At 58.8% G+C, this 13,174-nt stretch carries 12 protein-coding genes; 8 read left to right on the top strand and 4 right to left on the bottom strand.

What is annotated here, in order from left to right:
• Positions 1–46: 46 nt before the first annotated feature.
• Complete coding sequence (locus QP400_RS03375; RefSeq protein ID WP_004808383.1) at positions 47–667, top strand: sugar O-acetyltransferase; 621 nt, start codon at positions 47–49, stop codon at positions 665–667.
• 28 nt (positions 668–695) lie between these two features.
• Here QP400_RS03375 and QP400_RS03370 read toward each other — a convergent pair whose 3' ends face one another.
• Positions 696–1,829, bottom strand: coding sequence for an ROK family protein (locus QP400_RS03370; RefSeq protein ID WP_004808381.1), 1,134 nt, complete (start codon positions 1,827–1,829; stop codon positions 696–698).
• 111 nt (positions 1,830–1,940) lie between these two features.
• On the opposite strand from QP400_RS03370, the gene QP400_RS03365 reads away from it, so the two are divergent.
• From QP400_RS03365 to QP400_RS03335, 7 genes are all read left to right on the top strand, one after another.
• Positions 1,941–4,067 (top strand): alpha-galactosidase, encoded by a 2,127-nt coding sequence (locus QP400_RS03365; protein WP_004808379.1) that lies wholly within the window; start codon positions 1,941–1,943, stop codon positions 4,065–4,067.
• A 10-nt stretch (positions 4,068–4,077) separates the two neighbouring features.
• Entirely contained in the window at positions 4,078–4,986 is a 909-nt protein-coding gene (locus QP400_RS03360; protein WP_004808377.1) for a carbohydrate ABC transporter permease, read from the top strand.
• Between the two features lie 8 nt (positions 4,987–4,994).
• Positions 4,995–5,927, top strand: a complete 933-nt coding sequence (locus tag QP400_RS03355; RefSeq protein WP_285462528.1) for a carbohydrate ABC transporter permease — start codon at positions 4,995–4,997, stop codon at positions 5,925–5,927.
• 13 nt (positions 5,928–5,940) lie between these two features.
• The gene (locus QP400_RS03350; protein ID WP_082149295.1) at positions 5,941–7,311 is read left to right on the top strand and encodes an ABC transporter substrate-binding protein; all 1,371 of its coding nucleotides are present in this window, start codon (positions 5,941–5,943) and stop codon (positions 7,309–7,311) included.
• 218 nt (positions 7,312–7,529) lie between these two features.
• On the top strand, positions 7,530–8,774 hold the full coding sequence (locus QP400_RS03345; RefSeq protein ID WP_004808373.1) for a glycoside hydrolase family 32 protein: 1,245 nt from the start codon (positions 7,530–7,532) through the stop codon (positions 8,772–8,774).
• Positions 8,752–9,045 (top strand): Rv1322 family protein, encoded by a 294-nt coding sequence (locus tag QP400_RS03340; protein ID WP_004808371.1) that lies wholly within the window; start codon positions 8,752–8,754, stop codon positions 9,043–9,045. Before QP400_RS03345 ends, QP400_RS03340 begins: the two co-directional genes overlap by 23 nt.
• A 348-nt stretch (positions 9,046–9,393) precedes the next feature.
• Entirely contained in the window at positions 9,394–9,870 is a 477-nt protein-coding gene (locus QP400_RS03335; RefSeq protein WP_004808369.1) for a glutathione peroxidase, read from the top strand.
• A 15-nt stretch (positions 9,871–9,885) separates the two neighbouring features.
• On the opposite strand, the gene QP400_RS03330 is transcribed toward QP400_RS03335, so the two are convergent.
• From QP400_RS03330 to QP400_RS03320, 3 genes are read right to left on the bottom strand one after another with little or no spacing between them, the layout of a single operon-like run.
• Positions 9,886–11,151 (bottom strand): esterase/lipase family protein, encoded by a 1,266-nt coding sequence (locus QP400_RS03330; RefSeq protein ID WP_040315508.1) that lies wholly within the window; start codon positions 11,149–11,151, stop codon positions 9,886–9,888.
• Positions 11,152–11,205: 54 nt separating this feature from the next.
• Positions 11,206–11,778 (bottom strand): hypothetical protein, encoded by a 573-nt coding sequence (locus QP400_RS03325; protein ID WP_004808365.1) that lies wholly within the window; start codon positions 11,776–11,778, stop codon positions 11,206–11,208.
• A complete protein-coding gene (locus QP400_RS03320; RefSeq protein ID WP_004808363.1) occupies positions 11,768–12,997 on the bottom strand; it encodes an esterase/lipase family protein in 1,230 nt (409 codons plus the stop codon). The genes QP400_RS03325 and QP400_RS03320 overlap by 11 nt, the downstream gene beginning before the upstream one ends.
• Between the last annotated feature and the right edge of the window lie 177 nt (positions 12,998–13,174).

Here is a 13,174-nt window from a genome sequence, read left to right as displayed (position 1 = left end):
CCGCATACCATGGGATGGTCTGATCCCTCGTTGGCATGGAGACAATATGGATCCCCGGGAGCGCGAAGTGCGTCGACGCATGCGCGAAAATGAGCTCTACCTTGATTTTGGTCCAGGTTTGGAGGTGCTTGAAGAGGAGCGCATTCACGGCAAGGAGTTGGCTGACAAGTACAACCGCACTTCGGCCAGGGATAGTGCTGGCAGGACTCGGTTGCTGCAGCGGTTGTTCGCGCATGTGGGTAAGGACGTGTGCGTAGAACCGCCATTGCATGTGGCTTATGGTTCTAACACCAGCGTGGGCAATGACGTGTACATGAATTTTGGGACGACCCTGGTGGATGATAGTGAGATTCAAATTGGCAACCAGGTGCTGATTGGTCCGAACTGCACGTTGTCTACGGCGGGCCACCCGATCGACCCGGAATTGCGGGCTACTTACGCCCAGTTTTCCAGCAAGATCACTCTTGAGGACAAGGTGTGGCTTGGCGCTAACGTGACAGTGCTGCCGGGCGTAACCATTGGCCAGGGCGCAGTGGTTGCTGCCGGTTCGGTGGTTACGGCGAACGTGCCTGCCAGGGTGGTAGTGGGCGGTGTCCCTGCCAAAATTTTGCGCCACATTACCGATGCGGACAAGGAGTTCACCTACAAGCCGCCGAAGGATCTGTAACTAGGGTTCGCCCTCGGGATAGCCGCCTTTACTTTTCCAGGCGATGCCGAATCCAGGTGCGGAAGGCTACGGCTGCAGCGCCCCTAGCCCAATCAACGAAGGCCCCATCGCGCACGTGCAGAGTCAGGCCAGGTTCATCCGGATCGTGCATTTGGGCCAGCTTTTCTTTCACGGCCAGTTCCTGCCACCCTGCCAGTTGGGCCAGTTCGCCTCCCACTACTACCTGGGAGACCATCGACACGTTGCCAACTATAACGATGGTGCGGCACAGAGCTTGCGCGTAGTTTTCAAGCACGGCTATCCCAGCAGGGTCGCCCTCTTGCACTATTTGCCGCAAACTGGAAGCAAATTGGTCGGCGTCTGCAATGTCTGCGACGGGTACCCCAACCGCGTGCATGTCATGCGCGAGGGCGGGCATCGACAAGACGGCGCTGGCACATCCACGATGGCCTAGTTTGCACACCACCTCGGGGCCGGCAACCGGCACATGTCCAATAAGTCCGATCCCGGAATACGGGCTGTCAAGGAGTTTCCGCTCCCTTACCACCGCGTGACCGACCCCCATTCCGGTGGTCACTATGGCAAAGTCGGAATACTGCCGCCCCACTCCGTACCAGAGCTCTCCGAGGGCGAAAGCATCCGCGTCGTTCACAAATACCGTAGGTTTCTTCCGCCCCCACTGCGCACCAAGATCCACCTGCCGCCATCCATAAAACGGTGCCCGCGTCACGTACCCGGCAGGGCTTATTGCTCCGCCTAGAGAAACTCCTGTAGCGGTTATCGGGCGATCGGCCTCCGCAGCCAATTCGCGCAACAGCTCTTTGCCTAGGGCTGCCACTGCCGCAACCGAATGGTCTGACAGTTCAGCCTCTAACGATTCACGCACCTGTCCGCGCGCGTCCATGAGCACGGCAGTGGCACCACTGGTGTGGAACGTAATGCCGGCCAGCAACAATTTTGAAGATGGCTGTACAGCAACCACCGGCCGCCCCAGCGTGGGCTGGGTTTCTTCGCCCTCTTCTACTATTCCGGCTCCAAGAAGTTCCTTCACCAGCCTGGTGGCTGACGCCGGCGACAATTCCAGCGTGGCGGCAAGACTGCGCCTACCCACCGGCGCTGAACGCACAATCTCGTATGCGAGCTGCAGGGCAGTTGACCCCATCGTCGTCCCCCATTCCCCTCATGCTGACTAGGTTTATCCCGCATTGGCTTTTATTTTACCGCAAAACAAAGTAGAGTCGAAGTATCACTTTTCAGAGTCGAAAGGTACCTCATGGCGCAGCCGCATATCATCACCCTATCCCGGGGTGGAACCTCATTAGTTTTAGATGTAACACCTGTTCACACGGCTACTCCAATTTATTGGGGCAAGCAGCTACCAGTCGCATCTGACTCCACCCCCCTTGCCGCAAAGTTTTTCACCCCCGGCCTGGCCCCTAGCGCCACCGACTTACCAGCCACACTTAATTTGATTCCGCAACAATCGAATGGCTGGTTAGGGACACTTGGGCTAATCGGGTCCAGGCAGGGCAAAGACTTCGCCCCCCAGTTCTCGCTGACCGCCACAAAGGTGGAAGACGCCAGTGCAGAGCTGTCCTACGAGGCCGCCGACGCCGGCCTCGAACTGCGCCTACATCTACAAGTAACCCCATCTGGTCTCGTACAGGCCAACGCCACCCTGACCAACACTGGACAGGATCCGTACGAACTAACCCGCCTGGCCCTGGCTCTACCTACCCCGGCACGCGAGAGTCGCGTCCTGGACCTGGCATCCCGGCACCTGCGCGAACGCAACCTGCAAACCCACGAGTTCACCATCGGTACCCACACCAGGCAGAACATGGTCAGTCGCGACTTTGCAGGCTCCACCCTGCACGGCACCTGCACTCCGGGTCCTACCTGGACTGATGGAAGTGCCCACCTTCTCCACGTGGCCTACTCCGGCTCAACCCAAACGTGGGCAGAAAAGACGAATTCGGGGATCACGTATCTGGCCGGCGGCGAATACTTGTACCCCGGCGAAGTAGTACTGCAAAGCGGCGAAAGCTACACCAGCCCCACCATGCTGGCCTCCTGGGGAGCAGGCCTCAACGACGCCGCCGCCCGCTACCACGGCTACGTGCGCGCCCTCCCGGCACACCCCGACACCCCCCGGCCCGTCACCCTGAACGCGTGGGAAGCAGTCTACTTTGACCACACCTTGCAGCCCCTCCTAGACCTGGTAGACGAAGCGGCAGCCATCGGCGTGGAGCGATTTGTCCTGGACGACGGATGGTTCGGCTCCCGGCGCGACGACACTAAAGGCCTGGGCGATTGGCACGTCAGCGACGAAGCCTGGCCGCAGGGGCTTTCCCCCATCGTCGATGCCGTCACCAGCAAAGGCATGCAATTTGGCCTGTGGTTCGAACCCGAAATGGTAAACCCCGACTCTGACCTGGCCCGCGCCCACCCCGAGTGGATCCTGGCCCCCACCCGCGAGCGCTCCCCCATGGAAGGACGCCACCAGCAGGTGCTGAATCTGGGCATTAAAGAATGCTTCGACTACCTTTACAACGCCATTGCGAGCCTGCTTAGCGAATACCAAATTTCGTACATCAAGTGGGATTACAACCGCGACATTCTAGAGGGCGGCTCCCGCCTTACCGGTCGGCCTGCCTACCGCGATCACGCCCTCGCCCTGTATGCCCTGCTAGATAAGCTGCGCGCGCAGTTCCCGCACCTAGAGATCGAGTCCTGTTCTTCCGGGGGCGGGCGAATCGACCTGGGCATCATGGCGCACTGCCAGCGCGTATGGGGGTCGGACTGCATTGATCCGCTGGAGCGGCAGGGCATTCACAGGGGTGAACTATTACTGTTGCCGCCCGAGGTAATCGGATCGCACGTAGCCTCCACCACCTCGCACACTACTGGGCGAGCGCACTCGATCGACTACCGCGCGATTACCGCCCTCTTCCAGCACATGGGCATCGAATGGGACCTGCGCAAGGCCACGCCCACCGAGAAGGAGCGGCTAGCCGCCTGGATCAAGGTGTACAAGGAACATCGGGGACTGCTGCATTCCGGCAAAACCGTGCGCGCAGACTACCCCGATGCGGCACTGAGCTGCCGCGGAGTGGTGGGGAACGGGCAGGCCATCTTCGAGCTCAGCTGCACTTCGACCTCGGCAAGTGCGCCCTTTGCGCCCCTCACCTTGCCGGGACTTGCCCCCGAGGGCGAATACGAAGTTCGCCTGCTAGGACCCACCCAAACCGTGTTCGACCTTCGGAGCGCCCCCGCATGGTGGCCACCCGAGGGCGAAGCCGTAGCCATTCCTGGAGCCGTGCTATGCCAAGTCGGCCTTCCCATCCCAACGCTGATTCCCGAATCCGCGCTGCTTTTGCAAGTTTCAAAGAAGAACTAGGAAGCAAGCCATGTCATCAACCAAAGCGCCCGCCAAATTGCGGCGCAAATCAAATAAAGGACTGTGGGGCACCGTCCTCCTGTTCCTGGGGCCGGCCTCTATAGGCCTAATCGCCTTCTACCTGGTCCCAGCCATTCGAGGACTGTACTGGTCGTTCACCGAGTACCACGTGCTGACTCCCCCAAAGTTCGTAGGTACCGCCAACTACGCCCGCATGTTCTCTGACCCACTGTTCTGGAACGCCCTCTGGGTCACCTTCTACTACGTGATCTTGAATATCGGATTCCAGACAATCATTGCCGTGCTATTGGCCGTACTGCTGCACAAACTGACCAAGTCCACGGTAATTCGCGGTATGGCACTGCTGCCCTACTTCGTAGCTAACGTGATCGTAGCCCTGCTGTGGTATTTCATGATGGATTTCAACATCGGCATCGTGAACTCGCTGCTGCAATGGGTAGGCATAGACCCGGTCGCCTTCTTCGGCGACGAAAAATGGGCCATCCCCACCGTCGCCGCCATCAACGTGTGGCGCCACATGGGATACACCGCCCTGCTAGTGTTTGCGGGACTACAAACCATCAACCCACAAGTTTACGAAGCTGCCTCCCTGGACGGGGCTAGCGAGACCCGCAAATTCTTCTCGATCACCCTGCCACTACTGCGCCCGGTCATGGCAATGGTGCTAGTGGTGACCATGATTGGCTCCTTCCAGATCTTCGACACCATCTCGGTCACCACCAAGGGCGGGCCGGTCAACGCCACGCGCGTGCTGTACTTCTACATCTACGACCTAGCATTCGGACAGCTGGACTTCGGATACGCATCCGCCCTAGCGGTAGCCCTATTTGTGCTGCTGCTAGCCGTGGCACTCATCCAGATGAAGCTCATGCGAGCCAGCGAATCCGACGAACTGTGAGGGCAAAAATGACAACCGCAACAGCGCCCGCACACATTGGCGCAAAGAAAAACAAGGGCACAAAGGTTCGCCGCGGCATCGGCCACTACCTGGCCTGGGCATTCCTGATCATCATCCTGGCAATCACCATCCTGCCGTTCCTGTGGATGCTACGCACCTCGCTAACCCCAAACTCCGAGATCACCGGATCGCTAAACAACCTGATTCCAGACAACCCCACTCTGGACGCCTACCGCCGAGTACTGGGCCTAACCTCGCTAGACGAAAACCTGGCACAAGGCGGCGCCGGCGCCCAAATCAACTTCTGGATTTACATGCGCAACTCCGCCGTGGTCTCCACCGTCGTAGCAGTTGGGCAAACACTCTTCTCGGCAATGGCCGCCTACGCCTTCTCAAGGCTGAAGTGGCCGGGCCGAAACATCGTGTTCACCTTCTTCCTATCCGCGCTCATGATTCCGTCATTCTTCACGGCAATCCCCAACTTCGTCCTCATCAAGGAACTGGGCCTGCTGAACACCTACGCCGGGATCGTGCTGCCCACCCTGCTGATGACTCCCTTCGCCATCTTCTTCCTGCGCCAATTCTTCCTTGGAATTCCGCGCGAAATTGAAGAGGCCGCCCTCCTAGACGGGGCCTCGCGCATCGGCACCTTCTTCCGGGTCATTATTCCCATGGCAAAGGCACCCATAACCACCCTGTTCGTGCTGACTTTCATCACCCAGTGGAACGACTACCTGTGGCCACTGCTAGTAGGCCAAAACGAAAAGGTGCGCGTGCTAACCGTGGCGCTCGGCATCTTCCGGTCGCAAACCCCGCAAGGAGCCCCCGACTGGTCTGCGCTCATGGCAGCCACCCTGCTGGCGGCCGTGCCCATCATGATCCTCTTTGCCATCCTGGGCAAGCGAATCGTCAATTCCATCGGCTTCTCTGGCCTGAAGTAGAAGGAGCGGAAAAGTGAGAAACAAACGCAAAGGGATGCTCGCCCTCGCCCTTGGATCTATAAGCGCCCTGCTACTAGCAGGGTGTAGCACCGGCGAGGTCGGAGAAGCAGGCAAGACCACCATCAACTACTGGTTGTGGGACAGCGCCCAGCTACCCGGATACACCGCATGCGAGAAGGCGTTCGAAAAAGAAAACCCCCACATCGACGTTCGCATCAACCAGTACGGATGGGACGACTACTGGACGCAGATCACCGCGTCCATGGTGGCCGAGACGGCCCCAGACGTCTTCATCAACCACACCCAGCAGATGCCAAAGTACCAGCAACTAGGGCAAATACTGGATATCTCCAAATATGCCAAACGCGACCACGTAGACATGTCGGCATACCAGGACGGGCTGGCAGGGCTGTTCCAAGGCAAGGAAGGCAAGGGCCTTTACGGGCTACCGAAGGACTGGGACACCGAAGCCATGTTTTACAACAAGACCTACCTAAAGCAGGCCGGCTACACCCCGGAAGACCTGTGGAAGCTCAGCTGGAATCCCAAGGACGGGGGTACCTTCGAAAAGTTCATCGCCCACATGAGCATTGACAAAAACGGGGTGCGCGGAGACGAAAAAGGTTTCGACCCGAAGCACGTAGAGATCTACGGTATGGGCTACAACGAGTCAGGTGCCGGCTACGGGCAGGTGCAGTGGTCCACCTACGCCCTGTCTAATGGGTGGCGCTACAACGCCGACAAGGACGAGGCCGGCAAATGGATCACCAAGTGGAACTACGATTCCCCCAAACTGACGGAAACTATCGCCTGGTGGAAGGGACTAATCAAGAAGGGATACATGCCCTCCCTCCCAGCCGCTACCTCGGGCGTTGGGACCGTGGAATCGCTAGCCGCAGGTAAGTACGCCACCCTGATCGAGGGGGCCTGGCAGAACGCCAACATCAAACCCAAGATGGAAAAATGGGGCGTAGACGTAGCACCCGGCCCATACGGACCGGCCGGATACAGAGCCTCGGTAATGAACGGCGTGGGCGACTCCATCTTCGCGGGCACGAAACACCCCGAAGAAGCCTGGAAGTGGGTCCGGTTCATGGGCACACCCAAGTGTCAGAACCTGGTTGCCGCACAGGGCGTCGTCTTCCCGTCGCTGAAGGAATCCACCAAGAAAGCAATCAGTACAGTATCGGATATGGGCTATACGGCCACCGCCTACTCTTCATATATGAAAGAGGACGGCCGGACGGTCCCCTCGCCCGTCACCGCCAGGTGGGACCAGATTCAGACGATCATGCAGCCAGCCATGGACGCCGTGGTTGGCGGCAGCAAGCCCCTAGAATCGTTGATGGGCGCAAACAAGCAGGTAAACGCCCTCTTCAAGTAGGCGCTACCAACAAGAAGCCCCGCTTTGCCCCGAATTTTTCGGCCAGCGCAAGGCGGGGCATTTCTTTTGGCGCGGGCAGCAAATTGGGACAATCAGGCAGCGGCTCGGGGCGATCCGCAACAGATGCGGCGTGGGCGCGCTTGTGAAAAGGGGCGTAAAACAGCCCTAAAGTGGGCTTCTGGCTCGCTCAGCTCATACAAATGTGCTACGCATAAAGGGTGAATTTCAGCGCCCATCGTCCCGTTTTGCACGTCCGTCCCGAAAAAGGTTGGTTGTCTAACCCCGCCGGATTATTCCGCGCTTCTGGCGTTACTCACGTCTTTTTTCAACACAACCCCAACTCCACCATTCGTGAACAGGTGCACTGGGGACACGCCACCTCTAGGGACATGCTGCACTGGCACAACGAGCCAGAAGCGCTGCGCCCCGAACTAGACGGCATCGATGACAACGGCTGCTGGGGCGGCACCGCCCTTGCCGAGGGCGACACGGTAAAACTGGTCTACGCGGGCGTAAGCGGCGTCTCGAACGGAATCTGCCAGCCCATCATCGCAACCGGCACCCCGGACACCAAGGTATTCACAGACAAATCCCCTGTGCAGGTAGAAAACCGGCAGGCTGAAGCCGCCAAGCTGGGCGCCCCCTGCGTATTCGTACACGACGGTTTCCGCTACGCCATTCAAGGTGGGCAGGTTGGCGAACGCGGAGGCGTAGTCATTTACGATGCCAACGATTTGGATTCCTGGCGCGAACTGGGCGTGTTCTACAGCGCTGCGGACGCCCCCGGCGCCTTGGAAGCCCCCAACTGGGAATTCCCGCAGCTAGTCCGATTCGGGCAGCGATGGGTATTCTTCATTTCCATGCGCCAGCGCGACACCTTCAAAGATTCCGTCGGCTGGGCTTTGGGCACCATCAATTTCGACGGCGAAGTACCCCACTTCCAGGCCACCAAGGCTGGCAGAGCCGATTCCGGCCCAGACTTCTTCTCGCCAAAAATTGCACTCCTAGACGGGGTGCCCACCATGATGGCGTGGGCTCCCGAATCTAAGGTTCGCCCTCTAGGAGAGGTCGCTAAAGACGGCCTGGCTGGCGCACTAACCTTCCCGCGCATCGTCACCCTAGCCGAAGGCCCCGACGGCGCCTTCCCCTACCTGGCTCCCTTCGAAAAGCTCACCGAGCTGCGCCAGGAAGAGGTAGCACAAGACGAGCTAGCGGGCGTACATGCGTGGGAGGCAGAGTTCACCTCCGCCGGCAAGATCACCCTGGCTAAGCGACGCGACCTAGACGTAGAACCGGGCGACCGGCTGCTAGTAGACGGATCCTTGGTAGAGTTCTACCCGGCAAAGGTAGGCAGGTTCCCCCACACGGAACGCTTCGACCCCACGAACGGGATCAGCCTTGAGCTGCAGGATGCAACGGCAAATTTTTGGAAGTTAGCAGATGGGACGCAAGAGGCGAACTAACAAGTGGGCGCAAGAAGCGCGCCCTCTACAGATACGCCGCCTAGCCTCCACCCCAACCACCCAGGTGCGTGGCGGCAACACCTATCGGGTGCAACGCCTACCCGCGGCAGAGAAGGAATACATCTGCCCCGGCTGCACCCACGTCATCGAGGTCGGCAGCCCCCACGTAGTCGCCTGGATAATCCAGGGCTCCTTCGGGCTGGACCAAGGCGTCGACGCCCGTCGCCACTGGCACCCCTACTGTTGGAACGCCGGCACGGTAGGCCGCTAAAACCCCAATTACAACAGGCCAGCAAAACCCAATTTCTGAGGCTCATCAGGCCACATTTTTCCTTTTGTGCGACTTTTCTGATAATTTTTTAATCTGCGTGGATCTCACTTCCGCTACACCTGCACGGAAGCGGGAAGGAAGCTAGAGTCCCGCATGTACAGCGCGAATATTATGCGCAACAACTAGTTGAGCTTTGCCCCGGACTCTAGAGCCATGGTCCCTGGCGGGGCTCAACTCATTTAAAAACCCCACCCCCACTTCCTTAATGCACCCGGGCGTCCAGTTGTTTCTAATCTTTGCGTATTAGGGTGAAGGGCGTAGCAAAGCGTAACGAGTGGAGATGGGACAATGTCAGTTTTTGATTTCACTGTAAAAGCCGCCGACGGCAGCAACTATGACCTTTCCCAGCACCAGGGAAAAGTGTTGCTCATAGTAAATACTGCCTCTAAATGTGGTTTCACTCCGCAGCTCGAAGAATTGCAGAAGCTACACGAAAAATATGCCGACCAGGGGCTAGTGGTGCTGGGATTCCCCTGCAACCAATTCGCCAATCAGGATCCCGGTTCCAATGACGAGATCCAGGAATTCTGCAAACTAAACTACGGGGTTTCCTTCCCCGTGCTCGCAAAGATCGATGTGAACGGGCGCAACACCGACCCGCTGTTCGAACACCTGAAAACCGAAACGGGCGGTATGTTCGCCGCCATCAAATGGAACTTCACCAAATTCCTAGTGGGACGCGACGGCCAGGTAATCCATCGCTATGCCCCCACCACTAAGCCCTGTTCCTTCGAGGACGCAATCCAAGAGGCGCTCAAGGCTTAGGGCAGGGGCAACTCGCTATTCTTCCTGCGCTGGCTGAGAAGTTTCGGCAGCCAACTGCGTTGCAGCCTGGTCAATCTTGGCCAACGCTTTGTTCGTTAGACCAACCTCGGCCATCAAATTGTTGTGGTAGCAGGGTGAGGCGAACTCGTGTCCCTGCACGTAGGGAAGAATCATCCCGGTAGGCCGACGCTCCGAATCTCCCGTGAACACCGACCGCAGTCGAAGCCCGGCCTCTTTCACGGAAGCCTTCGAAACGATGCCATACTCGCACTTGGAGGTTGCGACCTCGTCTGCGTTATCCGTTGCAGAAGCAACCGGCACCGCGTAGTCGCCCATCTCGATCAGTCGCTTCGAGGTTTTCCCAAACAGGGTGAAGCCGCCAACCTGCACGTCGCCCGCGTATGCCGTGTACGGCACGCCCTCGGGCCAGGCAGGAAGATTCTTGATCTCGACTGAATCGTCACGCATCGCCAGCGCGCCCTGACTGTAGGCGGCGTCGGGCGGACCACCAATGCCGAAACAGAACTGTCCGGTCTTATCTGCCATCGCCGAACACTGCTTCAGCAGCAGTTTTGTAAGTCCAACGGGAATGTTCAGCCCCGGAACCAGCATCGCTCCATCGACCGCATCGAAAGCTACCGATGCGAGCGGCACGCCCGTGTTAGGAGTGCCAAAGGTGATCGCCTGGCCGACCCGAGCAGAAATCGGCTTGCCGTCCTGGTCTACCTTCGCCATTGCTTCGCGGAGCGCCAAGCCACCCATCGAATGGCCCACTACCACGGCCTTCTTGCCGAAAGTATCAGTCACGCATTCAAGCCCCTTGGCCAACCTGTCGCCAATCTGCGGGTCAGTCACCCAGTGCGTGGACACCGGTTCGTAGTTGAACATGAACACTTCCACGTTCGGGTCCTGCTGCAGTTTGCCGATGAACGAAGACTTGATCTCGCTCTTCGCCAGCAATTCCCCGCCAATACCGTTGGCCTCCCGGTCGATCTTCAACGAGAACTGGCTGCCGCCCTCGTCGGCATGATGGCCCCGAGCAGTCCACCCATGCACCAACACCACGGGGATCTTCCCCACGCCATCGCGCACAATCGGCTGGTCAGAATCCGTATGGTCGGAATCCAAAATCGGGGGATGATCCAAGAACGCCGAACACGCATTTACGTCCGGCTCCTCCTGCGTCTGGGGAGTGGCAAGGGCTGTCCCCGCCATCCCCGCTGCAGCCAGCGCGCTCACAGCCGCCACCGCAGATACCTTTCTGAAATGTTTGAACACCATTGTCCTTTCTTTCAATTACCGGGCTGGAAAAATGCCCGGGGTTTTCGGGCCGGCCTACTCGCTTTGCGTGTCAGCGCCGGCGTCGCCCTCTTCAAAAGGCAGAGTGCCAAGCAACGTCCACTTTCCGTTGGACTTGCCAAGTACCGCAGTGTACTTCTCTGCCTGCTGGCCGGGGCGGGTGATTGTTGTAAGCACCATCGCCGTCGTCTCGTCCACATCAGTCCAGGTGCTCTTGTCCACGTCCACCTTGGTGCCCTTCGGGAAGACCTCCGAAAGGTCCACCCCATAGAACTCCTTGGTGTTCGCCGACACCGCCTGATCCGGGTCCTTCGGAGCGTCGGTAACCGTCTTTACGGCCTCTTCGACCTCTTCCTTAGAACGTTCCACCTTGGCAGGCGCTTCCTTGGTGGGAGTAGGCGTAGGCGTTGGCGTCTTCACTTTCGCTTCCGCGGCCGGATCCTTCTGGCCCGCCTGCTTTTGCGGAACAGTGGCACTTGGGATGGTGTCCGATGCTGCCTTCGGAGTCGCTTCCTTGTACGTCCACAAGCTCGCGGCCAGGCCAATCACTACCACCGCCAGTACCACCCCAATGCCGGCCAGGATTAGGTTGCGGGTTCTACTGCTCACCAGCTGCCTCCTGTACCTGCTGGGCAGCGCGCTCGCGCACCACCTTCACTACCGCCTCGTTCGTGTTGACTTCGCGCAGCAAAGCCTCATGGGCGCAAGGGGTGTCGAAAATTGTTGCGGGTCGTTCAACCGAATCGCCCTTTGACAGCAGCTTCAGCCGATCAAAGTCCTCCTTGGCTCCCCAGGTGGAAACAAAGGCGTAGCGGCAAGTCTGCACCTGTGCTTCGTCCGCACCCGCCGTAGCAGATTCTGTAGTTACCAGCGTGTCCCCCAGTGACACCACCGGCTTCGTAGTTTTGCCGAACAGCGACAGCCCACCAATCTGGATGTCACCGGCTAAGTTAGTCACGTGAATACCCTGCGGGATCTGCGGCAATGCTGCCAGTTCAGGTGAGTCTGGGCGCAGCGCCTGCCCACCCCAACCGCGGAATGCATCCACCACTGGCACGCCAATACAGCCTTCATTCTTTTCGTCCATCTTGGCTGCGCACCCCTTCAGGATTCGATCAGCCAAGCGCACGGGCAAACCAATCAGCGGCGCGTCGCTGGCGCCCTCGATAGTTTCATTCAAGGTGCCCGCAATATCGGAACCCTTGTTGGGTGGGGCAATAGCAACCACGTCGCTCACCGCTTCTTGGGCGGCTGTCGGATCCATTTTGCCGAGCGCCTCACGAATCGCCAGCCCACCCATCGAGTGTGTGACCACTACCGCCGGCTTGCCGTACTGCTTTGCCAGGCACGAAAGCCCATTAGCCAGCTTGGCGCCAATTTGCGGATCTGTCACCCAGTGCGAACCCACCTGCGAGTAGTCGAAAGTGTAAGGCTGCGCGCCCGGAACCTGCTGTACCAGCCCGATCATCGAAGAGTGAATATCGCCCTTCGCCAGTAGAGTGCCCGCATGGCCGTTGGCTCGCGAGGCTACGTAATGCGAAAAGTAGCCTTCCCGCCCTTCGTCGTGAGCAATCTTAGAGACCCAACCGTGCACGAACACCACGGGGGTTGCTCCCTGAGGATCCTGCTCCGGGATTGGGGTGCCGTCTGGGCGGGTGTCCGATTTTAGAATCTGTGGCCGCTGCACGAACTGCGCACAAGCGTCGGCGTCCACCGCCTTTTTCGAGGGCAATTCTGCAGCTAAAGCCGGCGCCATTCCCGCCAGCCCTACAGCGCCGGCAGCTGCCGCCGCCAGCAAAGCTTTTGATATTGCAAACCTGCGCTTCATTGCGCTACTCCTCGTCATTGAGAACATTGGCTATTTTTCGAAGCTAGCACAGGCCACCCCACCCGGAAACTGTTGGCAAAAATGTGCAAATTATCTGCCAAGTACGCACACTTTCTCACTGCCAGAGCAAAAAGTGCACCCCCTCCCAACCAGTCACTCCTGCATTATTTAGTATCT

This window comes from Winkia sp. UMB3158, from assembly GCF_030217145.1.
GTDB lineage: Bacteria > Actinomycetota > Actinomycetes > Actinomycetales > Actinomycetaceae > Winkia > Winkia anitrata.
This window is presented reverse-complemented; position numbering and strand designations above follow the sequence as displayed.